Origin of the sequence: Sulfitobacter dubius (assembly GCF_900113435.1) — a bacterium.
GTDB classification, from domain to species: Bacteria; Pseudomonadota; Alphaproteobacteria; order Rhodobacterales; family Rhodobacteraceae; genus Sulfitobacter; species Sulfitobacter dubius.
Genome location: NZ_FOPG01000001.1, coordinates 209,802 through 232,296, shown reverse-complemented (window position 1 = coordinate 232,296; position 22,495 = coordinate 209,802). Strand labels below are relative to the sequence as shown.

Below are 22,495 nucleotides of genomic sequence, written 5' to 3'. Positions count from 1 at the left end.
CAAACATTATATTGGAGCCTACCCGTGAAAAACATCCTCGCCCCCCTTGCCCTGACCCTGATTGCTGCGCCTGCGCTGGCTCAGGATAAAATGACCGTCATGCTGGACTGGTTCATCAACCCCGATCATGGGCCGATCATTCTAGCGCAAGAAAACGGCTATTTCACCGATGCGGGGCTGGAGGTCGAACTGATCTCCCCCGCCGACCCGAATGAGCCGCCGCGCATGGTCGCGGCGGGCCGGGTCGATCTTGCGGTCTCCTACCAACCAGATCTGCATCTCGCCCAGCGCGAAGGGCTGGACCTGCGCCGTGTCGGCACGTTGATTGAGACCCCGCTCACCTGCCTTGTCGTCCGCGCCGATGGCCCGGTGCAGGAGATGGCCGATCTTAAAGGGCGCAAAGTAGGCTTTGCCGTGGCGGGCGTGCAGGAGATGCTGCTGGACGCGATGCTGAGCAACAATGGTGTGGACCCCTCAGAGGTTGAGCAAGTCAACATCGGCTGGTCGATTTCCCCCGCCCTGATGTCAGGCCAAGTTGATGGTGTAATTGGCGCGTTCCGCAATTTCGAGTTGAACCAGATGCAGATCGAAGGCCATGAGGGCCGCTGCTTCTATCCCGAAGCCGAAGGCGTGCCAGCCTATGACGAGTTGATCTACGTCGCCCATGCCGAAGAGATGGACCGCGACATGATCGCCCGTTTCCTGCGTGCCACCGAACGGGCCGCCGCCGATATCGTGAATGATCCGACCGCCAGCGGAGAGGTCTTCTTTGCCTCCGACGCCGAACTGCGTAACGAGTTGAACACCCGCGCGTGGGAAGACACTTGGCCGCGTTTCGCCACCCGCCCCGCTGCCGTGGACCATGGGCGCTACGATCGCTTTGAGACCTTCATGCAGGAAAGCGGCGTGGTTGAGACGACAATCCCTGCCACCGATCTGGTGGTGGATGTGACCGCGAAGGCCAAGCCATGACGGCCCCCGACTATGGCCGTGCCTTTGCCTCATGGCGCGCTGGGGCCGGACAGGTCTGGCGGGATTACACCTGCCATGCCTTCGTCGAAGGGCTGCGCGACGGCACCCTGCCACAGGCGAGCTACCTGCATTACCTGCAGCAAGATTACGTCTTTCTGATCCACTTCGCCCGCGCTTGGGCGCTGGCTGCAGCCAAGGCGGAAACGCTGGATGAGATGGCCGCCGCCAGCGCCACAGTTCATGCGCTGGTTCATGTCGAGATGCCGCTGCATGTAGAAACCTGTGCAGCCCACGGCATCGACCGCGTGACGCTTGAGGCCACGGCAGAAGCCCCCGGCAACCTCGCCTATACCCGCTATGTGTTAGAGGCCGGCTATTCCGGTGATTTCCTTGATCTCACGGCCGCCCTCGCGCCCTGTGTTTTAGGCTACGGCGAGATCGGTTTTCGGCTCAAAGGCAGCACCGGCCCCTATGCCGATTGGTGCGCCGTCTATGGAGGGGAGGAATACCAAGCCCTGTGCCGTGATGTGGGAGCGCTGATCGATGGTGCGCTAGAACGGCGTCTGGGGCCGGAATGGCAATCATTGCCGCGCACGACGATGCTACAATCGCGGTTTGATACCGCGACACGGCTTGAGGTGGGGTTTTGGAACATGGCGCTTTCGCCGATTGGCGCATGACCGCTCCTGCGATCCATCTTGCGGGGGTTTTACAAGGTGCCAAAGCCACTTTGATTGACCTCTTTGACATCACCTTGCCCGGCGGCGAATGGAGCGTGCTTCTTGGCCCCTCGGGCGTCGGAAAGACCTCGCTTCTGCGTCTGCTGGCCGGGTTGCCCTGTGCGGCGCGGCTGCACGGGCAGATCACAGCAGAGGACGGTGCGCATCTTGCGCCGCGCGTGACGATGATGGCGCAGGACGATCAGCTGCTGCCTTGGGCTGGCGCCTTAGAGAATGTCACAATCGCCGCCCGCCTGCGCGGAGAACGCCCCGACCCTAAGCGCGCTGAGGCGCTTTTGGCCGAGGTCGGATTGGGTTCAGAGGCGGATCGCAGACCTGCCGAACTCTCCGCCGGTCAACGCCAGCGCGTCGCCTTAGCCCGCACGCTCTATGAGGGGCGCGACATTGTCCTGCTGGATGAGCCCTTTTCTGCGCTCGATGTGGTGACCCGCCATCAGATGCAGGGTTTGGCCGCCCGGCTGCTGGCGGGACGGACCGTTGTATTGATCACCCATGACCCTGCCGAAGCCCTGCGGTTGGCCAATCACGCATGGATCGTGGCGCGCCGCGGGATTTCACCCTGCGCCCTACCTTCCCCGCCGCCCCCGCGCCGTATTGATGCGCCCGATACCCTCGCAGCCCAAGCGGATTTGCTGCGCCGGATGGGCCTCACCTTTCCCGACAAAGCCGCCTGATGCCATTTACCGGACATAGAGTATGGCGCGGCGCGGTAAGCTTTGGGCTTGCGGTCGCAGTTTGGCAGTTGGTTGTCACCCTCAGCGGTGTGCCGCGTTTTATCTTGCCGGGGCCGTGGCTTGTGCTGCAAGCGCTTGGTGCGAATGCCACGCTGCTGTGGCAGAACGCCCTTTGGTCAGCGGGCAACCTCGCGCTCGGCCTTGGAGTGGGGGTTTTTCTAGGGATCGAAACCGCGCTGTTGCTGACCCTATCCCGCCACGCGCGCTGGCTGCTGCGCCCGATGCTGGTTGTGGCTCAAGCCGTGCCCGTCTTTGCCCTTGCGCCGGTCATTACGCTCTGGCTCGGCTATGGCATGCCGTCCAAAATCGTAACCATCGCCCTTGTTACCTATTTCCCCATCGCCTCGTCTTTGTTCGACCGCCTGATGGCGCTTCCCCCCGGCCTTGGCGATCTATCGCGCCTTGCCGGGGCCAGCCGCTGGCGCGAAACGCTGCTGCTGCGCCTGCCTCACGCCGTGCCCGGTTTGATCTCTGGCCTGCGCCTTGCTGTGGTCTATGGACCGTTGGCGGTGTTGATCGGCGAATGGGTTGGGTCATCCCGCGGGCTGGGGCATCTGATGCTGATGGCAAATGGCCGCGGCCAGACGGCAATGATGTTTGCAGCACTGATGGTGCTGGCTGCGCTGTCATTAATGTTGTGGGTGATCGTCGAAGCGCTGGCCCGCTGGGCGGCGCGGCGGTTCTATACATAGCGGGCTGCGATTAAGGGGATGGTGGCGGAGGAGGTGGGATTCGAACCCACGGTACGCTCTCACGCACGCCGGTTTTCAAGACCGGTGCATTCGACCACTCTGCCACTCCTCCGCAGCACGCTCCTCCTAGAGCGCTCTGATTGATTCGGCAAATACACATTTTCGCCCCCTAACCCCCAGCACAACCTTGGGGAAATTCGCCGATCTTCTGTCGGCGGCCTTTTCACAGGCGCTTGGTCAGGTTATCGTGCGCCAAAGTCCCTTTCAGAGGGGCGTAGGGCGTGCCGATCCAACGGCGCGACATTCTCGCGGGACATGGGTCGCGATGCGCGACGACAGCAGGCAAGGACATCAAAGGCATGAGCAGGGACAATCAACCGTTGCGCACCAAGAAACGCCGCGCAGCGGGCTTAGGTGTGAGCATTCTCGCAATCGGATTGCTGGCAGGTTGTGAAGGCGGCGATTTCAGCCTGCCCTTCGGCACAAAGGACGGCGCCAGCGCGCCGCGCAGCACCTCGACCAAACTGGTTGAGCGCGATGTCGAAGCACCCGAAGTATTCTCGGCCACAGATGAGGGCCTTTGGGACGGTCGCCCCTCGCTCGGCGGGGTCTGGGTGGCGCACCCTGACGTGACCGAACCTGAGCGCGTGATCGTCCGCAATGAGGCCAATGGCAAATTCGTGATCGGCGCGCTGTTCCGGCGCGAGCGGGAACTGCCCGGCCCGAAATTGCAAATCTCTTCGGACGCTGCCGCGGCACTTGGCATTCTGGCGGGCGCCCCGGCGCCGCTCAACGTAACCGCGTTGCGCCGCGAAGAAAGCGCGGCACCTGAGGAAAGCTTTGAGGCGGAAAATACCGGCGATGCGACAAGCGCCATTGCCGCCCCGGCCCCCGTGACAGCCACAGCGTTGGAGCCTGCCGCGACGGCACCTGCTAAGGCAGCAGCCAGCACCACGCCGACGGCAGCAGCGCCCGCACCTGCGGCCCAAAAACCGGCCGGCCCGGCGGCTGGAGCCAAGCTTTCCAAACCCTTCGTGCAACTTGGTATCTTTAGTGTGGAGGCCAATGCCACCCGCACGGCCAAACAGATGCGCGGCGCGGGCATGGTGCCCACCGTCAAAGAAAGCTCTATAAACAACAAACCCTTCTGGCGCGTGGTGATCGGCCCCGCCACAAGCCAATCCGAACTCGACAGCCTTCTCAAGAAGGTCAAAGCTGAGGGCTTTACCGACGCCTACGCCGTGTCGAACTGACAAAACCGGAGGAAATGCTTCCTATGATCCGCCTTTTTGCCGCCGCCGTGGCACTGGTGCTCACGCTCCAGCCTGCCGCCGCTTTCGACACCCGCGCCACCGCCGCCTATGTGCTGGATCAAACCACCGGCACCGTGCTGCTGGCCAAGAACGCGGATGAACCGCTGCCGCCCGCATCAATGTCCAAGCTGATGACGCTTTATATGGCTTTTGAGGCCGTCGAGCGTGGCAAGCAGAATGGCGGGCTTGATCTGGTTGAGGAATTGCCGGTGTCCGAACACGCCATGTCCTATGGCGGCTCGACGATGTTCCTCGACACCACCGACCGCGTGTCGGTCGAAGACCTGATCCGTGGTGTCATCGTTCTGTCAGGCAATGACGCAAGCGCCGTGATCGCCGAGGCTCTCAGCCCCGATGGCACAGAATACGGCTTTGCCCGGCTGATGACACAGCGCGCACAACAGATGGGAATGACCAATTCTACCTTTGCCAATTCCAACGGCTGGCCGCAGGCAGGGCATCTGATGTCGGTGCGTGACCTCGGTCTGCTGGCGAACCGGATCATCTCGGATTACCCGCAGTTCTACCCGCTTTTTGCCGAACGCGAATTTGCCTTTGATGGCCGCGCACCGCAGAACAAGACCAACCGCAACCCTTTGCTGGGCCTTGGCATCGGCGCGGATGGCCTGAAGACCGGTCACACCAATGAGGCAGGCTATGGGCTTGTCGGCTCGGCCAAGCAGGGCAATCGCCGGGTGATCTTTGTGCTTTCCGGCCTCGACAGTGCAGCCGCCCGCGCACAAGAAGCTGAATCGGTGGTCAATTGGGCTTTCCGCCAATTCACCCAGCGTAATCTGGGCGAAGCAGGCACACAGATCGCCGAAGCACCTGTGGCACTTGGCACCACCCAATCTGTGGGACTTGAACTGAAAGACGATCTGTCGATGCTGGTGCCCGTCACCGGCGGCGATGAGATCGAAGCCGAAGTGATCTATACCGGCCCATTCCAAGCGCCGATCAGCAAAGGCGACGAATTGGGCGAGTTGGTAATCGATCGGGGAGAATTGCCAGCCATGCGCGTGCCGCTGGTGGCTTCCGCCTCCATCTCTCCGGGCGGCTTCATGGTCAAGATGACCGCCGCCGCAATGCATCTGATGAACCGCCTCAACGCCGGGCCGCAGGCCGCCCCCGAAGTGGAAGCGGAAGCTTCGTGACGACTATAGAAAAGACCCGCACGCCGGGTCTGTTTGTCACCTTTGAAGGCATTGACGGGTCCGGCAAATCCACCCAAGCACGGCTTTTGGCAGACCATCTGACAGCGCAGGGCCATGATGTGGTGCTGACCCGCGAACCGGGCGGCAGCCCGGGGGCTGAGGAAATCCGCGCGCTGGTGTTGCAAGGCGATCCCGACCGCTGGTCGGCGCAGACGGAAATCCTGCTTTTCACCGCCGCGCGACGTGACCATCTGGAGCGCACCATACGCCCCGCGCTGGAGGCAGGAAAGATCGTCATCTGCGACCGTTTTGCTGACAGCACGCGGATGTATCAGGGCCTGTCGCGCGGTGATCTGCGGCAGATGGTAGATGATCTGCATGCGCTGATGATCGGTGTGGAGCCTGACCTGACCATCCTGATCGACATGGACCCGGCAAACGGTCTCGAACGCGCCTTGTCGCGCCAGACGGCAGAAGAACGTTTCGAGGATTTCGGCGTCGAGCTTCAGGCCAAGATGCGGGCGGGCTTTCTCAGCCTTGCCGAGGAATTCAGCCACCGTTTCCAAGTAATCGACGGGGGCCGCGATATTGACAGCGTTGCGCGTGATGTGACCACGACCGTGACCGCCCATCTGGGGTGATCGCCCTGCCCGCTTCCCTCTGCGGCGAAACATGCTAGACCGAGGCCATGACAGACGAAGCCCCCCAGCCAGATCGTGTGGAAGGTGCCCGCCACCCGCGCGACACGCCGAAACTGATCGGCCAAAGCGCAGCCGAGGCTGCCTTTCTCGACGCCTTTAACAGCGGAAAGTTGCACCACGCATGGATGCTGACCGGCCCGCGCGGCGTCGGCAAGGCGACGCTGGCATGGCGCATCGCGCGGTTTCTTTTGGCCACGCCCGACCCCGATGGCGGCATGTTTGATCTGCCCCCGGCTGACACGCTTGAGATCGACCCCGAGCATCCTGTCGCCCGCCGTGTGGCCGCCGGGGCCGAAGCGGGGCTGAAATCCGTTACCCGCACGATGAACCCCGATACCAAGAAAATGCGCAAGCAGATCGTCGTCGATGACATCCGCGCTTTGAACGGCTTCTTCCAGATGTCCGCCGCCGACGGGGGCCGACGCGTGGTCATCATCGACGACGCGGATGAGATGAACCCCAACGCCGCCAATGCCTTGCTCAAGATGCTGGAAGAACCGCCAGAGCGGGCGATCCTGCTGCTGCTGAGCCACCAACCCTCCAGCCTGCTGCCCACCATCCGCTCGCGCTGCCGGACGCTGCGGCTCGGCACACTTGACGCGGACCAGATGGCCGAGGCGCTGGCCGGCTCGGGGGTGGAGGTCCAAGACGATCCCGCCGCACTGTCCGAGCTTTCCGGCGGGTCGGTCGGCGGGGCGCTGCGCCTGTCGCTGATGGGCGGGGTCAAAACCTATGCCGATCTCGTCGGCCTGATCTCTTCGCTGCCGCAACTCGACCGGGGCCGCGCCATCAAACTGGCCGAAGCCGCAGCACAGCGCGGAGCCGAGGCCAAGCTCGACCTGCTCTTTACCCTGCTGGACCTGCTGCTGGTCCGTCTGGCGCGCACCGGGGCCACCGGTGCGCCGCCCGCGCGCGCCGCCTGCCCCGATGAGATCGCCGTGCTGCAGCGCCTTTCGCCCAGCCCCGCGCAGGGCCGCGCTTGGGCCGATGCCGCACAACAGATATCCGACCGCGCCCGCCACGGGCTGGCGGTGAACCTTGACCCTGCCGCGCTGGTCCTAGATACCCTGCGGCAAATAGGCCAGACGGCGCCGCGATAGCCGAAAGGACAGCATGACCGACACGCCCCAGATCACCGACAGCCACTGCCACCTCGACTTCGAGAGCCTGCAAGAAGACCTGCCCGGCGTCATCGCCCGCGCCGCTGACGCAGGCGTCACGCGCATGGTCACCATTTGCACCCGGCTAAAGAATGAGCCCGCCGTGCGCGCCATCGCCGAAGCGCATGATCCGGTTTTCTACGCCGCAGGCACCCATCCGATGTCCGCTGCCGAAGAGCCCCTGACTTCCGTCGACGAACTGCTCTCCCTGACCCAGCATCCCAAGATGGTCGGCATCGGTGAGACTGGCCTTGATTACCACTACACCGCCGAGAGTGCCGAGGTGCAAAAGACCTCTCTCCGCATCCATATCGCCGCGGCGCGGGAAAGTGGGCTGCCGCTCATCATTCACGCCCGCGACGCGGATGACGACATGGCCCGCATCCTACGCGAGGAACATGCGAATGGCGCCTATAGCTGCGTCATGCATTGCTTCTCCTCCTCCGCTGAACTGGCGCGTGCTGCGCTTGATCTGGGGTTCTACCTGTCGATGTCCGGCATCACCGCCTTCCCCAAGTCGCAGGAGCTGCGCGATATTTTCGCCGCCGCCCCGCTCGACCGTATTCTGGTGGAAACCGACGCGCCCTATCTCGCCCCGCCGCCGCATCGCGGCAAGCCGAATGAGCCTGCCTTCACCGCCCATACCGCCCGCCGTGCGGCAGAGACCTTTGGCCTCGACTACGCCGATTTCGCGGCCCGCACGCAGGCGAATTTTGAGCGTCTCTTCGCGAAAGCCGCCGCTTGGGAGCCCGCGCACTGATGGCTGAGCTGCGGGTGACCATATTGGGCAGCGGCTCTTCTGGGGGTGTCCCGCGTATCGGCGGCCACTGGGGCGCTTGCGACCCGAATGAGCCCAAGAACGCCCGCCGCCGCTGTTCGATCCTTGTCGAGCGGGTGACGGAGGCAGGCACCACCACCGTATTGATCGACACCTCCCCCGACATGCGCAGTCAACTCCTCGACGCGGGCATCGGGCGGCTTGATGCGGTGATCTACACCCACGCCCATGCGGACCACGTGCACGGGCTGGATGACCTGCGCATGGTCGTGATGAACATGCGCGCGCGGCTGCCGGTCTGGGCCGATGCGCCCACACGGGACGCGCTGATTGAGCGGTTTGGCTATGCCTTTGTGCAGCCCGAATGGTCCAGTTATCCGCCGATCCTCGATATGCATGACATCACCGGAGAGGTCAGCATCGACGGCCCCGGCGGCACGCTGAAATTCACACCCTTCACCGTCACCCACGGCAATATCGACGCGCTTGGTTTTCGCTTTGACGATATCGTCTATCTGCCCGATGTCTCGGCCATCCCCGAGGACTGCTGGCCGATGATGGACAACCTGCGCTGCTGGATCGTTGACGCGCTGCGCCGTGATCCACATCCGACCCATAGCCATTTGGCGCAGACGCTGGAGTGGATCGACCGGGTGCAGCCAAAAACGGCTGTGCTGACCAATCTGCATAACGATCTTGATTACCAGACCCTTGCCGCTGAGACAGCCGCGCACATTCAACCGGCCTATGATGGGCTGACCCTGCATTTCCCCCTCTGACGAGGCATTCCGCGCTTTTTAAAGGCCATATTCGTGCAAACTCTTTTAGACGTCATCCTGCCGGTCTTTCTGGTCATCGGATTTGGGTATGTCGCCGTCTGGCGCGGGCTTTTCCCCGTCTCCGGCATCGATGGGGTGATGAAGTTCACCCAGAATTTCGCCATCCCCTGCCTGCTGTTCCAAGCCATTGCCCGCATTGACCTGTCCAGCAGCTATGACCCACGCCTTTTGGGCAGTTTCTACGGCGGTGCGGCGCTTTGCTTTGCGCTTGGCATTCTTGGCGCGCGGCTGCTGTTCCGCCGCGATTGGGAGGACAGCGGGGCGATCGGGTTTTGCTGTCTGTTCTCAAACTCGATCCTTTTGGGCCTGCCGATCACCGAACGGGCCTACGGGCCGGAGGCGCTGGCAGGGAACTATGCGATTCTCTCGTTCCATGCGCCTTTCTGCTATGGCTTGGGGATCACGGTGATGGAGTTCGTGCGCAACCGGGGGCAGTCGGGTTTGTCGCTTTTGCGCAATGTTAGCCGGGCGATGTTCCGCAATGCGCTGGTCATATCGATTCTGGGGGGCTTTGCCGTTAACCTCAGCGGTCTGCCGATTCCCGGCGTGGTAGATGACGCCTTGTCGCTGATTGTACGCGCCGCCCTGCCAGCGGCCCTCTTCGCCCTTGGTGGGATCTTGCTTCAGTACAAGCCCGAAGGCGACATGAAAGCGATCCTTATGGTCTGTGCGATTGCGCTATTGGTGCACCCTGCTCTGGTTTGGACCTTTGGCACCGCGCTTGATCTGCCGCAGGCGGGATTTCGGTCCGGCGTGCTGACGGCGGCGATGGCACCGGGGTTCAACGCCTATATTTTTGCCAATATGTACGGCCGCGCACGGCGTGTGGCAGCCAGTTCGGTGCTGATCGCAACGGGCAGTTCGATCCTGACGGTTTGGCTCTGGCTGAGTGTGCTGGGCTAAGCCTCAGCGGGAATTCACGCGACGAACGCCCTGCAGCATTTGCAATCATAAGGGGGGAAGTGGTGCGGGTGAAGGGACTCGAACCCCCACGCCATAGGCGCCAGAACCTAAATCTGGTGCGTCTACCAATTCCGCCACACCCGCACTGCACCAACCGGTGCCCGCGCTGATTAGCAAACCCGCGCGGCAGATGCGAGAGCAAAAAACACAAGACATTAACTAGATGTTTGCATATGGTTGATCATACCTGAGCAGGTACAACAGAAAGAAACGCCCATGAAACCGAATACGGTCGGGTGCGTAGGCGGCAATGATCGCCATGCGGGCCAGTTTTCCCCCTATGCTGCGCTGGACACTGGTCTTGTGCAGGGCGCCCTTATTCTAACGCTGGATGGCGAAATTCCGGTTGAGTATCTCTCCGTCGGGGATCGGATCATCACGCGCGATAGCGGTTTCGCAAAGATTTTGCATATCCAACGCTCCACTCGAAAGGCGCGGCGTATTTCTTTGGCGGCTGGATCATTAGGCCATACACGGCCTGAACGTGATGCGCAGCTTGCCGGGGATCAAATGGTGCTGGTCCGTGATTGGCGCGCACGGGCACTGTTCAACTCTGAGCGGGCCTTGGTCGCCGCGCGGGCGCTGGTGGATGACGAATTCATTACCGATCTGGGCGAAGAAGAAACGACGCTGATCCAGATTTTCTGCGACGGTCCGCATATTATCTACGCCGATGGGTTAGAACTTGGCACCGCCGATGCTGCCCGCGCGCGGGGCGCGGTGCTTCACGCCGCTTGAACATTCAAGGCACGAAGCACCTGCGGCAACAGGTCTGGTAAATCCTCAGCAATCAAACCGGGGCCATGGGTCAGCGCTGCTTCGGCGTGCAGCCATGTGGCCAGGGATGCCGCCTCAAGCGGTTCGATCCCCCGCGCCAGTAGCCCTGTGATGAACCCTGCCAACACATCCCCGGCCCCTGCCGTGGCCAACCATGGGGTTGCCCGGTCGTGAGTGGCGCAGTGACGCCGCACATGCCCCTCCGGCGTGGCGATGACCGTCTCTGGCCCTTTGAGCAAAACCACACAACCAAAGCGCGCTGCCGCTTCGCGGGCCGCCCAGGCCTTTGCGCTGGGCCGTTCGGCCTTGGCAGCCTCGGCGAGATCGGGGGCCAGCCGCGCGAACTCACCCATATGCGGTGTCAGGATGCACCGGGGATGAAGACCCGCGCATATCTCAGCATCTTGCGACATCAAGGTCAGCGCATCGGCATCCAACACCACAGATGGCGCGGCAAGCGCCGCCTTCACCAATCCGGCAGCCCGCGCGCCCAACCCCAAAGCCGGGCCGAGGCAGAGCGCGCTGATACGGTTATCTTTTAGCACGTCAGCAAGTGCCGCGCCGTCGGGAATGCGTTCAAGCATGATCGCCGTGACCTGCACCGCCACTTCAAGCTGAGCGGCAGGCGGCACGCCCAGTGTTACCGCCCCTGCGCCGATCCGCAATGCCCCCCGTGCCGCCATGCGCGCGGCCCCGGTTTTCCCCGGCCCGCCTGACAGGACCAGCGCATGGCCGTGGTCATACTTATGCCCCGGCTTTTTGCCCAGCAATGTGACATCAAGGGTGTCGCGGGTGATCTGTGAAATCTGCATAGTGAGAGAAGTAGCAACCACCCCGCAAAGGTACAGCCCAACATCCGATTCATTACTGCCCGATCTTTAGGCAACCTGCGCAAATTCTAATCGACCCTTGGCAAATGCTTCCGTCGCGCCATGTAACCCCCTGCCCGGCGCTGGACGTTACGCGGGCGGGATGCTCTGTCAAAAACCAGAGCATAAATGCGCGGGAATTGTCAGGGGAATACCATGAAAAAGATCGAAGCCATCATCAAGCCGTTCAAACTCGACGAAGTCAAAGAAGCCCTTCAAGATGTGGGTGTTCAAGGCCTCAGCGTCATTGAAGTCAAAGGCTTTGGCCGTCAAAAAGGCCACACCGAACTCTACCGGGGTGCGGAATATGTTGTAGATTTCCTTCCCAAAGTGAAGGTCGAAGTGGTATTGGATGACGATCAGGTCGATGCTGCTATTGAAGCCATCGTCGACGCCGCCAAGACGGAGAAAATCGGTGACGGCAAAATCTTCGTTTCCCCTGTAGAACAAACAATTCGCATCCGTACCGGTGAATCCGGTTCAGACGCACTTTGACAACGGCCCTCGGGCCCAGACTACGAATAGACCATAAAGGACCTACACGATGGATACCCAGGAATTCCTGAGCAAAATCAAGGATGAAGGCATTGAATATGTCGACATCCGATTCACTGACACCCGCGGCGCTTTGCAGCACGTTACCATCGTGAGCGATCTGGTCGACGAAGACTTCCTCGAAGAAGGCTTTATGTTCGACGGCTCGTCCATCGCTGGTTGGAAAAGCATCGAAGCCTCCGACATGAAGCTGATGCCCGATGTGAGCACCGCCTATGTCGACCCTTTCTATGCCGAAACCACCATCTGTGTGCATTGCTCGATCGCTGAGCCCGACACCGGCGAAAGCTATGAGCGCGACCCGCGCGGCACCGCCGAAAAGGCCGAAGCTTACCTCAAGTCTTCCGGCATTGGCGACAACGCTTATTTTGGCCCCGAGGCTGAGTTCTTCCTCTTTGACGATGTGAAGTTCTCCAACAAGGTCAACAAAGTATCCTACGAAGTTGATGCATCCGACGGCTCGTGGAACTCCGACACCGAGTATGAAATGGGCAACATGGGCCACCGCCCGGGCCTCAAGGGCGGCTACTTCCCGGTGAACCCGGTGGACGAAGCGCAAGACCTGCGCGCTGAGATGCTTTCGACCATGAAGCGCCTAGGCATGAAGGTCGACAAGCACCACCATGAGGTTGCGTCCTGCCAGCATGAACTGGGTCTGATCTTTGGTGAGCTGACCAAGCAAGCTGACGAAATCCAGAAGTACAAATACGTTGTTCACAATGTGGCCCATGCCTATGGCAAATCGGCGACCTTCATGCCCAAGCCGATCTTTGGCGATAACGGGTCGGGTATGCACGTCAACATGTCGATCTGGAAAGACGGCAAGCCGCTGTTTGCAGGCGACAAATATGCTGACCTTAGCCAAGAAGCCCTGTGGTTCATCGGCGGCATCCTGAGCCATGCCAAATCGCTCAACGCCTTCACCAACCCAACGACCAACAGCTACAAGCGTTTGATCCCCGGTTTCGAAGCCCCCGTTCTGCGCGCCTATTCCGCGCGTAACCGTTCGGGCTGCGTGCGTATCCCATGGACCGAAAGCCCCAAAGCCAAGCGCGTCGAAGCCCGTTTCCCCGATCCGGCGGCGAACCCCTATCTGGCGTTCTCGGCCCTGTTGATGGCCGGCCTTGACGGCATCAAGAACAAAATCGATCCGGGCGAGGCGATGGACAAGAACCTCTATGACCTGCCCGCAGAAGAGCTGGCGGACATCCCGACAGTGGCAGGTTCGCTGCGCGAAGCGCTCGACGAGCTGTCCAAGGACATGGATTACTTGCTGGCCGGTGACGTGTTCACCCGCGACCAGATCGAAGGCTATATCGCGCTGAAAACCGAAGAGGTTCTGAAATTCGAACAGACCCCGCACCCGGTTGAATTCGGCATGTACTACAGCTGCTAATCTTTCTGGCCCTCAGGGCAGTTGGATAAGTTTTGAAAGGGCGCGGATCACACCGCGCCCTTTTGCTATTGAGGCGTGGAACAGAGGCTTCCGCCCCGCGTTGGCTTGCTAGAGAAGCGCAGGAAGTAAGGTGCGTACTATGGCAGATCAATCGTCAGCGCTTATGGATGTGATTGGAGAGATCAAAGACGCCTCCGAAGGCAAAGACACCGTAGAAGTGGGCCAGTTGATCGACGCACTTGATGAGCGCGGATATGGCCCTGCCCTCGCCGTCCTTCCGTTAATCGAATTGACACCACTGGGTGGCATTCCCGGTTTTCCGACCTTGCTCGCGCTGCTGGTGGCGATCCTCGCCCTGCGCATGTTGATGGGCTATGCGCATTTCTGGGCCCCGAATTGGCTGCGTCGGCGGGATCTGGGGGCGTCGAAGGTATTGAAATCCGTCGAATGGCTGCGCCCCATCTCGGAATGGATTGACGAAAAGCTTCACGCCCGTCTTTCGCGCGTCGCTGGCCCCACCGGTCAAAAGCTCGCCTGCGCTGTGATCCTATGCCTCTGCCTGTCGGTGCCCCCGTTGGAGGTAGTGCCATTTGCAACCTCGGCCCCGATGATCGTCATCTCGATCTTTGGATTGGCGTTATTGTACCGGGATGGATTGTTGATGCTCTTGGGCTTTATCGGCGCGGGCATTGCAACCTTTGCCGGGGCAAACCTGTTTTTTGCGGGCTAACCACCTACGCGCCCCTTCACCGCCACAAAACAGCCACACCGCTTGACCAAGTTGTCACGAAACCCTGCAAAGGAAGCAGATTCGATGGCGATTTCAACGACCACATTTGACGATCGGGTGATGCGCATCCAAGAACGCGCCAAGCGCGTGGAGAGCAAACGTCGCGGTGCAAAGCGAAGCCGCAAGGGGCTGATCTTTTTAGTGACCATCGGCATGCTCTTTGGCGGGGCGAGTTTAGCGCAAGGCAGCGTGCCACAGGTGGACGCATGGGCGGATGTCGTCTTTGGCTATGTGCGCGCACTTCTGCCCCGGTGACGGCAAAAAGATTTTCCGCTTCATATACCAACTTAGTTGAACCGTTGCCCGTTTGGGCTAACCTTTGCCCGGTAATACACACGCAGAGGGTCAAACTCATGTTCAAAACACTTTTCACCACCACCGCGGCCATCTGCACGTTCGTGGCCGCGCCTACTTTGGCCGCGCAATGCGGCAATACGGCCAATGGATTTGAAGCTTGGAAAGGTGCCTTTGCCCAAGAGGCCCGCGCCGCTGGTGTCGGCCAGCCCGGCCTGAACGCTTTGGCAAGTGCGCGCTATGCCAACGGCACGATCGCCGCAGACCGCAATCAGAAATCGTTCAAATATTCTCTGTCCAAGTTCATGCAGGTGCGCGGCGCAGATACGATTGTGGCCCAAGGCCGCAAACGTAAAGCGCGCAATGCCGGTTTCTATAGCTCGCTAGAACAGCGCTACGGCGTGCCCGCGGGCGTTCTGTTGGCGATCCACGGGATGGAGACGGGCTTTGGCGGTTTCATGGGCGATAGTGCTGTCGTCTCGGCCATCACGACGCTGGCCTATGACTGCCGCCGCTCTGATTTTTTCGTGCCCCATGCGATTGGCGCGCTGAAACTGGTGGATCGGGGCGCTATCACGCCAAACACCAAAGGCGCGAAACATGGTGAGTTGGGCCACACGCAGTTTCTGCCCGGCAACGCATTGAACTACGGCGTGGACGGCAGCGGCGACGGCCGCGTGGATTTCTATAGCGAAGCGGATGCCATCGCCTCCACCGCCAACTTCCTGCGCCAAAAAGGCTGGCAGCCCGGCGCCGGATATCAAGAAGGCCAACCGAATTTCCGCGTCATTCAGGCGTGGAACGCAGCGGGCGTCTATCAAAAGGCCATCGCCATCATGGCCAGCCGCATCGACGGCTGAACTTCTTAAAATTTGTTAAGCAGCGGCGCGTCCTTATGGGGCGCGCCGCTTGCGTTTATGGCCTCCGCCCTGGTTCTGTCCTCGTTTAATCGCCGCATGCCAAAGGGTTCCCAGCTTTCTTTTGAAGCCCTCGCGGAACTGCCCGCAGCGTCAGTCGTTGGTCTGTAGATTAGATAATCGACGCAGACGAATGGAGAGACCCATGCACGGAATTTTCTACCTTATCGGCCTGATCGTGGTCGTTCTCGCGATCTTGAATCTCGTATTTTAATGGAGGTCACCATGCCCGAAGACAAGAATACACAGACCCAAACTGCTGCCGTTAAAGAGCAGGCCGCCGCTGCAAAAGACAAAGCTGCCGCCGCCGCGAACAGCGCCGCGGAATCCGCCAAGGCACAGGCCCGCGACGTGGCCGACACCGTTTCTGCCGAAGCGACCAACTATGCCTACCAAGCCCGCGACACGGCTGCCGACGAAGTCAAAAGCGTTTCTTCTGCCCTGCGCACGGCTGCCGATGAACTGCGCAGCGGCTCCCCGCAAGAGCGCAGCTTTAGCCAGCTTGCTGATGGTTTAGCCGACGTGTCGGAAACGATGCGTGACAAAGACCTGGGTGAAGTCGTCGACGACCTAAATGGCTTTGCCAAGCGTAATCCGCTGACCTTCCTTGGTGGTGCTGCGCTGCTTGGCTTTGTTGCTACCCGCTTTGCCAAAGCGTCCGGTTCGCGCCCCAGCGGTGGCTATGGTGGTTCAGGCGTCGAATATGACGATGACGACCGTATTGATCCGCCCATGCCCGGCACGCCGCCGACCGGTGCAGCCAGCACCGTTCCCGGCCGCACTGCCAAGCAACCTGCCGCGCCCAACGTCGTAACAGGAGAGAAAGCATGACCACTGAAAGCAATAAATCCGCCGGGAGCCTGCTGACCGAAGCGCTTTCCCATGTCAGTTCACTGATGCGCAAGGAAGTCGATCTGGCCCGCGCGGAAGTGAATGAAAACCTGAAGCATGCGGGCGTGGCCATTGGTCTGATCGTTGGTGCTGTGGTTGTGGCGCTGACCGCGCTTAACGTTCTCAGCGCCGCACTGGTGGCCGCACTGACCGAAGCAGGCATCGCCGCTGGCTGGTCGGCTGTGATTGTCGGCGTTCTGCTTGCCATCGTCGCTTACGTGATGATCCAGAAAGGCACCAATGATCTGAAGTTGAACAGCCTTGCACCAACCCGCACCGCCAAAAACGTCAAGCGTGACGCACAGACCATGAAGGAGGTTTACGATGACAAATGACTCCAGAAACCCCGAAGAAATTGAACGCGAAATCGAACACGAGCGTGCCGGTTTGGCCAGTACGCTAGACGACCTTCAGGACCGTTTCTCGGTGGAAGGCATTGCTCGCCAGTTCTCAGACCAGTTCCGCGAACATGGCAGCGATTGGGGTCGGTCCGTCTCAGATGCGGCCAAGCGTAACCCGGTGGCTTTGGCCCTAACGGGTGCAGGTCTCGCATGGATGATGTTCGGCAGCGGGAACAAACGTGACAGCCGTAGCTATGAGGGGCTCGACCGGGATCGTGCGCATCCTGTGCCCGTCCCTGTCACCAACACGCAAAACCGTCCCGCTGTGCGCGACGCACACCGCTCGACAGCCCCGGCAAGCGCATATGCGTCCAACTACGGCGCCGACCGTGGCGCTGGCGATAACGTCCCTGCGTGGGCGCGCGATGTGCACCACGATGACGAAGATGGCCGTGGCCTAGGCGACCGTGCCCGCTCTGCCGCTGGCAGCGTAAAAGGGGCCGCAGGCTCCGCGGTGAGCGGCGTTTCGGGGGCCGCAGGTTCCGCTGCAAGTGGCGTATCCGGCGCCGCAAGCTCTGCTGCGGGTGGCGTAAAAGGCGTCGCTAGTTCAGCCGCCGGTCGGGCCCGCTCTGCTGGATCGTCTGTTGCCAGCGGTGCACGCTATGCACGCGACCGCGCGGCATACGGCGCAAGTTCGGCAGTCGACAGCGTGCACAACACCGCCAGCGGTGCCGTACACAGTGTTCGTGACAGTGCAAACGCCGCGAATGAACGTGCCCATGCCCTGCGTGACCGTCTGTCCGAAGGAACCGAGCATATGAGCGCCGAAGCACGTGAACGGATCGTCATGGCCCGTGCCGCCGCGGTTGACGCTTGGAACGCCAGTGGCCGCTATGCCCGACAGGGCAGCGAACGTGCCTCGGACCTCTTCGAAGAGCATCCCTTTGTCGCCGGTGCACTTGCATTGGCCGTAGGAGCCGCGATCGGCGCCGCCCTGCCCCGTAGCCGCACCGAAGACGCCTATATGGGCGAACACAGTGACGCGCTCTTTAACGAAGCCGAGCGTATCTATTCGGAAGAGCGTGAGAAACTGGGCAAAGTGGCCAAGGCTGCGACTGACGAAGCTGGAAAGGTTTTGAGAGAGACCAAAGATAGTGCCGATGCTGCAGCCGATGAAGACACCGCAGCCGATGCGGCAGTCAAAAAAGCCAAGCAGAGCGGCCAGCGCGTCGCTGACGCTGCCAAAAGCGAAGCCGACAAGCAAAAGCTCGGCGACGTCAACAACTGACCTACCCAACGGCCCGTCCCTACAAATGGGGGCGGGCATTTTTTAGATAATATCAACAGACAGAGGTTTACCTATGGCGCGCGGACGTGGAGCGGAAACGCCGATGGAGATACCGGCCCCCGGGTGGAAAGACATCCTGCTGCGGGTCAAGGACGAAATCGCGACGGACCACGTGTCGCTGGTTGCTGCTGGCGTGGCATTCTACGCGTTATTGGCGATTTTTCCTGCTGTCACCGCCCTCATGGCGCTCGCCGGTCTGGTGATGGAACCTGCCGAGGTGACTGCGCAACTTGAAGCGCTCATCAACCTCATCCCCGAGGAAGCGGCCAACATCATTCTAGATCAGGCCGTCGCCGTCACCGGTTCTGAAGAGACCGGCCTTGGCTGGGCTTTCCTGATCGGCTTGGGCCTTGCCCTATACTCTGCTTCCAAAGGTGTAGGCAGCCTGATGGAAGGGCTGAATGTCGCCTATGACGAAAATGAAACCCGCGGGTTCGTCGCGAAATTGATCTGGACACTGGGTCTTACCCTTATGTTGATCGGCGTGCTGCTTCTGGGCCTCGGCGCGACATTAGCAGTGCCGGCTATCGTGGCCTTCCTCGCTCTGCCGGATTGGTTCGAGACACTGCTTACTTACGGCAGTTGGGTGTTGCTCGCCGCACTTACGACGCTCGCCTTGGCCGTGCTTTACCGCTATGGCCCCGCCCGCGACAATGCCGAATGGAAATGGCTCACCCCCGGCTCTGTCATCGCCTGCATCCTGTGGATCGTCGCATCGGTCGGTTTTTCGATCTACGTCAGCAACTTTGGCAGCTACAACGAAAGCTTTGGCAGCATGGCCGGTGCGATCATCCTGCTGATGTGGCTCTGGATTTCGGCATTCATCGTGCTCTTGGGCGCTGAGTTCAATTCTGAAATGGAAGCCCAGACCCGCAAAGACAGCACCACCGGACCGGATGAACCGATGGGCCAGCGCGATGCGGTCAAGGCAGACCGGCTGGGCCGCGCCAAGGGTAAGTAGGAGAAAAGATCATGGCACCGCGCGCACTTTGGAAGGGTCAGCTTCGCCTCTCGCTGGTGTCGATCCCGGTCGAGATATTCTCGGCCACCAAGACCAGTTCCAAAGTGACCTTTCGGCAAATTCACAAACCCTCCGGCAAACGCGTGCGCTATGAGAAATCCGTGCCCGGCATCGGCCCGGTAAAGGCCGAGGATATCGTCAAGGGCTATGAAGTCAGCAATGACGAATACATCCTGCTTGACCCTGATGACGTGGATCAGATCAAGCTGGAGACGAAAAAGACCTTTGAACTGGTGCAATTCGTCGACGCCTGCGAAATCTCGCCGCTCTATTTCGATAAACCCTATTACATCACCGCCTCTGACGATCTGGCCCAAGATGCCTACCGCGTGGTGCGTGACGCGCTGCGGCAGGCGGGCAAAGTGGGGCTGGGTCAGGTCACCATGCGTGGCAAAGAATACCTCGCCTGCGTCAAACCCTGCGGCGACGGGCTGCTGATGGAGACGCTGCACTATGCCGATGAGCTGCGCGAGGCGGATCAGATTTTCACCGATATCGAGGACGACAAGACCGACAAGGAGTTGCTTGAGGTCGCAACCTCCCTCATCGACAAGAAAACCGCGCCCTTCGACGCCTCCGCCTATACCGACAAATATGCCCAAGCGATGCAAAAGCTGTTGGATGCCAAGGTGAAAAACAAAAAGACCCCGCGCGTGCAGACCGGCGATGATGATCCTGCTGAGGGCGAGAACGTCATCGACCTCATGGGCGCGCTGAAAGAGAGCCTGGAAGAAGCGGGCGGCGGAAAATCCAGCGCCAAGAAAAAGGCGCCGCGCAAGAAGGCTTCGTAATGGCCAAATCACCCGACAGGCTCGCCAGCTACAATGCCAAACGTGACTTTGAGGCGACAGCCGAGCCGCGCGGCCAGATCGGCAGCGGTGCGGGGCAGAGTTTCGTCGTTCAGAAACACGATGCCACCCGCCTGCACTATGACTTTCGCCTTGAATGGGAAGGCGTGCTGCTGAGTTGGGCCGTCACCAAAGGCCCCTCCCCCGCCCCCTCAGAAAAGCGTCTTGCCGTGCGGACAGAGGACCACCCGCTCGACTACGGCGGGTTCGAAGGGACGATCCCAAAGGGCCAATACGGCGGCGGCACGGTGATGCTTTGGGACCGTGGCACTTGGATGCCACAGGGCGATGTCGCCAAGGGGCTGAAAGACGGCAAGCTCAAGTTCACGCTGCAAGGCCAGCAGATGCAGGGCGGTTGGACGCTGGTGCGGATGCGGGGCCGGGAAAAGCGTGAAAACTGGCTGCTGATTAAGGAGCGCGATGACTATGCCCGAGATCAGCCCGACGGCCTGACCGAGGGCACCGCCCGGTCGACCACCACGGGTCGCACCATGGCCGAGATCGCCAAGGACGCCCCCGCGAAAAAACTGGCTGACCCAAGCCCCAAACGCAAAGGCAAACGCCCGGCCTTCGTCAGACCACAACTCGCCACCCTCGTCAGCGATGCGCCAGAGGGTGAGAACTGGATGCATGAAACCAAGTTCGACGGCTACCGCTGTCTTGTCTCCCTCGGCAAGGGCGGTGCGCGGCTCTACACCCGCTCAGGCAAGGATTGGACCGAGAAGTTCAACGGGCTGGCTCATGCTTTTGACGCTCTGCCCTGCGACCGGGCCCTGCTGGATGGAGAGGTCATGGCGGCCAAGATCAAAGGTTCGGCATTCTCATCGTTGCAGCGGGCGCTGAAAGAGGAGCATCCGCTGGTTTTCTACGCCTTCGATCTGTTGTCGCTTGATGGCGAGGATTTCCGCGACACAGCACAAGACGACCGCCGCGCACGGCTGGCCAAACTGCTTTCTGGCCTCCCCGCAGGCGGACCGCTGCGGCTGAGCGAGCATGTGGTCGGCCACGGCCCCGAAGTGTTCAAACGTGCCTGTGAAGCCGGAGCGGAAGGGATCATCAGCAAGCGCATCGACGCGCCCTACTCTGGCAGACGCAGCAAGAACTGGCTCAAGATCAAATGCACCCGGCGGCAGGAGTTTGTCATCATCGGCTATTCCCCTTCTGACAAAAAAGGCCGCGCCTTTGCTTCACTGCTGCTCGGCAGCCATGAGGGGGGAGAGTTGCGCTACAAGGGGCGCGTCGGCACGGGGTTCTCCGAAGAGATGATGAATGACCTTGCCCGCGCCATGACCGCCCGCAAGACCCCGCCCGCGCGGGACGTGCCGCCCGAGGTTGCCCGCGATGCCAAATGGGTCCGCGCTGATCTGGTGGCAGAGGTGGATTTCACCGAGTTCACCGCCGATGGCGTGATCCGGCACGGCAGTTTTCTGGGCCTGCGCCACGATAAGGACGCGACCCAAGTGACCGTGGAAGAACCGCAAGAGGAGCTGCAGATGGCCGATGACAGCAGGGTTGGTGGCGTTCAGATCAGCAATGCCAACCGCAAAGTTTTCCCCGATGCGGGCTGCACCAAGGGCGATGTGGCACGGCATTACGCGCGCGTCGGCCCGCGCATGATCGACCTGATGGGCCACCGTCCGCTGTCGCTGTTCCGCTGCCCTTCGGGGATCGACGGACAGTGTTTCTTTCAAAAACACGACAGCGGCGGGATGCCCGACGCGCTGTCGCGGGTCTCAATCGAGGAAAGTGGCGGCGACGCAGCAGATTACCTCTATGCCACACGGCCCGACAGCCTGATTGCGGCGGCGCAGATGGGCAGCATTGAGTATCATATCTGGGCCGCGCGGGTGGATCGGTTGGACCGCCCCGACCGGCTGGTCTTTGACCTTGATCCAGATGAGGGGCTGGACTGGCCCGATGTACGCGCTGCGGCTTTCGAGGTACGCGATGCGCTGACGGCTCTGGGCCTGCAATCGGGGGCCATCGTCACTGGCGGCAAGGGCGTGCATGTCTGGCTGGCCTTGCGCCGAACACGCGGCTGGGACACGGTCAAGCTTTTCTCAAAAACCTTCGCCCATGTCATGGCCGCCCAAAACCCTGACCGCTATGTCGCGACCATGTCCAAGGCCAAGCGCAAGGGCCGCATTTTCATCGACTGGTTGCGCAACGAACGCGGCGCCACGGCCATCGCGCCTTATTCCCTGCGCGCCCGCCCCGGTGCGCCGGTGGCCGTGCCAGTGACTTGGGATGAGTTGGAGAAACTCGACAGCGCTAATGGCTTCCGCATGGGCGATATGGCTGCGCGGCTGGATCGGCCCTGCCCGGCGCTTAAGGTGCAAGAAGAACTGCAATCGCTGACCGATGGGGTGATCGAAAAGTTACAGACGTGGTCTGAGGGCTAA

At 61.1% G+C, this 22,495-nt stretch carries 24 protein-coding genes and 2 tRNA genes; 23 read left to right on the top strand and 3 right to left on the bottom strand.

What is annotated here, in order from left to right:
• Nucleotides 1-24: 24 nt before the first annotated feature.
• From BM229_RS01130 to BM229_RS01115, 4 genes are read left to right on the top strand one after another with little or no spacing between them, the layout of a single operon-like run.
• Nucleotides 25-972 carry an ABC transporter substrate-binding protein gene (locus BM229_RS01130; protein WP_093925873.1) on the top strand — a complete coding sequence of 316 codons (948 nt, stop codon included), beginning with the start codon at nucleotides 25-27 and terminating at the stop codon, nucleotides 970-972.
• The gene (locus BM229_RS01125; protein ID WP_093925872.1) at nucleotides 969-1,652 is read left to right on the top strand and encodes a TenA family protein; all 684 of its coding nucleotides are present in this window, start codon (nucleotides 969-971) and stop codon (nucleotides 1,650-1,652) included. Before BM229_RS01130 ends, BM229_RS01125 begins: the two co-directional genes overlap by 4 nt.
• Nucleotides 1,649-2,386: an ABC transporter ATP-binding protein gene (locus BM229_RS01120; RefSeq protein WP_093925871.1), complete on the top strand. Its 738-nt coding sequence runs from the start codon at nucleotides 1,649-1,651 to the stop codon at nucleotides 2,384-2,386. Before BM229_RS01125 ends, BM229_RS01120 begins: the two co-directional genes overlap by 4 nt.
• The gene (locus tag BM229_RS01115; RefSeq protein WP_093925870.1) at nucleotides 2,386-3,138 is read left to right on the top strand and encodes an ABC transporter permease; all 753 of its coding nucleotides are present in this window, start codon (nucleotides 2,386-2,388) and stop codon (nucleotides 3,136-3,138) included. The genes BM229_RS01120 and BM229_RS01115 overlap by 1 nt, the downstream gene beginning before the upstream one ends.
• Nucleotides 3,139-3,160: 22 nt before the next feature.
• Here BM229_RS01115 and BM229_RS01110 read toward each other — a convergent pair.
• Nucleotides 3,161-3,250 (bottom strand) — tRNA-Ser (locus BM229_RS01110).
• A 247-nt stretch (nucleotides 3,251-3,497) separates the two neighbouring features.
• On the opposite strand from BM229_RS01110, the gene BM229_RS01105 reads away from it, so the two are divergent.
• Genes BM229_RS01105 through BM229_RS01075 form a run of 7 tightly spaced genes read left to right on the top strand, consistent with a single transcriptional unit; the run spans nucleotide 3,498 to nucleotide 9,986 of the window.
• Entirely contained in the window at nucleotides 3,498-4,391 is an 894-nt protein-coding gene (locus tag BM229_RS01105; RefSeq protein WP_244152086.1) for an SPOR domain-containing protein, read from the top strand.
• 23 nt (nucleotides 4,392-4,414) lie between these two features.
• Nucleotides 4,415-5,605 carry a D-alanyl-D-alanine carboxypeptidase family protein gene (locus BM229_RS01100; protein WP_093925868.1) on the top strand — a complete coding sequence of 397 codons (1,191 nt, stop codon included), beginning with the start codon at nucleotides 4,415-4,417 and terminating at the stop codon, nucleotides 5,603-5,605.
• Entirely contained in the window at nucleotides 5,602-6,246 is a 645-nt protein-coding gene (tmk, locus tag BM229_RS01095; protein WP_208604004.1) for a dTMP kinase, read from the top strand. The genes BM229_RS01100 and tmk overlap by 4 nt, the downstream gene beginning before the upstream one ends.
• Nucleotides 6,247-6,293: 47 nt before the next feature.
• Entirely contained in the window at nucleotides 6,294-7,406 is a 1,113-nt protein-coding gene (locus tag BM229_RS01090) for a DNA polymerase III subunit delta' (protein WP_093925867.1), read from the top strand.
• A gap of 13 nt (nucleotides 7,407-7,419) precedes the next feature.
• Complete coding sequence (locus BM229_RS01085; RefSeq protein WP_093925866.1) at nucleotides 7,420-8,226, top strand: TatD family hydrolase; 807 nt, start codon at nucleotides 7,420-7,422, stop codon at nucleotides 8,224-8,226.
• Complete coding sequence (locus tag BM229_RS01080) at nucleotides 8,226-9,023, top strand: MBL fold metallo-hydrolase (RefSeq protein ID WP_093925865.1); 798 nt, start codon at nucleotides 8,226-8,228, stop codon at nucleotides 9,021-9,023. Before BM229_RS01085 ends, BM229_RS01080 begins: the two co-directional genes overlap by 1 nt.
• A gap of 33 nt (nucleotides 9,024-9,056) precedes the next feature.
• Nucleotides 9,057-9,986 (top strand): AEC family transporter, encoded by a 930-nt coding sequence (locus BM229_RS01075; protein WP_093925864.1) that lies wholly within the window; start codon nucleotides 9,057-9,059, stop codon nucleotides 9,984-9,986.
• Between the two features lie 60 nt (nucleotides 9,987-10,046).
• Here the strand turns inward: BM229_RS01075 and BM229_RS01070 are convergent.
• Nucleotides 10,047-10,130: transfer RNA gene (locus tag BM229_RS01070), tRNA-Leu, on the bottom strand.
• 132 nt (nucleotides 10,131-10,262) lie between these two features.
• Between BM229_RS01070 and BM229_RS01065 the strand changes: the two genes are divergently transcribed.
• Nucleotides 10,263-10,784 carry a Hint domain-containing protein gene (locus tag BM229_RS01065; RefSeq protein WP_093925863.1) on the top strand — a complete coding sequence of 174 codons (522 nt, stop codon included), beginning with the start codon at nucleotides 10,263-10,265 and terminating at the stop codon, nucleotides 10,782-10,784.
• On the opposite strand, the gene BM229_RS01060 is transcribed toward BM229_RS01065, so the two are convergent.
• A complete protein-coding gene (locus BM229_RS01060) occupies nucleotides 10,772-11,635 on the bottom strand; it encodes an NAD(P)H-hydrate dehydratase (protein WP_093925862.1) in 864 nt (287 codons plus the stop codon). The two genes, BM229_RS01065 and BM229_RS01060, sit on opposite strands and share 13 nt — an antisense overlap.
• A 213-nt stretch (nucleotides 11,636-11,848) precedes the next feature.
• On the opposite strand from BM229_RS01060, the gene BM229_RS01055 reads away from it, so the two are divergent.
• The 11 genes from BM229_RS01055 to ligD all read left to right on the top strand — a co-directional run bounded on the left by BM229_RS01055 (nucleotide 11,849) and on the right by ligD (nucleotide 22,495).
• Complete coding sequence (locus tag BM229_RS01055; protein WP_067266338.1) at nucleotides 11,849-12,187, top strand: P-II family nitrogen regulator; 339 nt, start codon at nucleotides 11,849-11,851, stop codon at nucleotides 12,185-12,187.
• Nucleotides 12,188-12,236: 49 nt separating this feature from the next.
• Nucleotides 12,237-13,643 carry a type I glutamate--ammonia ligase gene (glnA, locus tag BM229_RS01050; protein WP_093925861.1) on the top strand — a complete coding sequence of 469 codons (1,407 nt, stop codon included), beginning with the start codon at nucleotides 12,237-12,239 and terminating at the stop codon, nucleotides 13,641-13,643.
• Nucleotides 13,644-13,782: 139 nt separating this feature from the next.
• Nucleotides 13,783-14,373, top strand: a complete 591-nt coding sequence (locus tag BM229_RS01045) for an exopolysaccharide biosynthesis protein (RefSeq protein WP_093925860.1) — start codon at nucleotides 13,783-13,785, stop codon at nucleotides 14,371-14,373.
• Nucleotides 14,374-14,457: 84 nt separating this feature from the next.
• Nucleotides 14,458-14,688 carry a hypothetical protein gene (locus tag BM229_RS01040; RefSeq protein WP_093925859.1) on the top strand — a complete coding sequence of 77 codons (231 nt, stop codon included), beginning with the start codon at nucleotides 14,458-14,460 and terminating at the stop codon, nucleotides 14,686-14,688.
• Between the two features lie 98 nt (nucleotides 14,689-14,786).
• Nucleotides 14,787-15,587 (top strand): lytic murein transglycosylase, encoded by an 801-nt coding sequence (locus BM229_RS01035; RefSeq protein ID WP_093925858.1) that lies wholly within the window; start codon nucleotides 14,787-14,789, stop codon nucleotides 15,585-15,587.
• 282 nt (nucleotides 15,588-15,869) lie between these two features.
• Nucleotides 15,870-16,475 (top strand): hypothetical protein, encoded by a 606-nt coding sequence (locus BM229_RS01030; protein WP_244152085.1) that lies wholly within the window; start codon nucleotides 15,870-15,872, stop codon nucleotides 16,473-16,475.
• Nucleotides 16,472-16,870, top strand: coding sequence for a phage holin family protein (locus tag BM229_RS01025; protein WP_093925856.1), 399 nt, complete (start codon nucleotides 16,472-16,474; stop codon nucleotides 16,868-16,870). The genes BM229_RS01030 and BM229_RS01025 overlap by 4 nt, the downstream gene beginning before the upstream one ends.
• The gene (locus BM229_RS01020; RefSeq protein WP_093925855.1) at nucleotides 16,860-18,164 is read left to right on the top strand and encodes a DUF3618 domain-containing protein; all 1,305 of its coding nucleotides are present in this window, start codon (nucleotides 16,860-16,862) and stop codon (nucleotides 18,162-18,164) included. Before BM229_RS01025 ends, BM229_RS01020 begins: the two co-directional genes overlap by 11 nt.
• Before the next feature lie 73 nt (nucleotides 18,165-18,237).
• Complete coding sequence (locus BM229_RS01015; protein WP_093925854.1) at nucleotides 18,238-19,185, top strand: YihY/virulence factor BrkB family protein; 948 nt, start codon at nucleotides 18,238-18,240, stop codon at nucleotides 19,183-19,185.
• Nucleotides 19,186-19,196: 11 nt separating this feature from the next.
• Nucleotides 19,197-20,036 carry a non-homologous end joining protein Ku gene (ku, locus tag BM229_RS01010; protein ID WP_093925853.1) on the top strand — a complete coding sequence of 280 codons (840 nt, stop codon included), beginning with the start codon at nucleotides 19,197-19,199 and terminating at the stop codon, nucleotides 20,034-20,036.
• Entirely contained in the window at nucleotides 20,036-22,495 is a 2,460-nt protein-coding gene (gene ligD, locus BM229_RS01005; protein ID WP_093925852.1) for a DNA ligase D, read from the top strand. Before ku ends, ligD begins: the two co-directional genes overlap by 1 nt.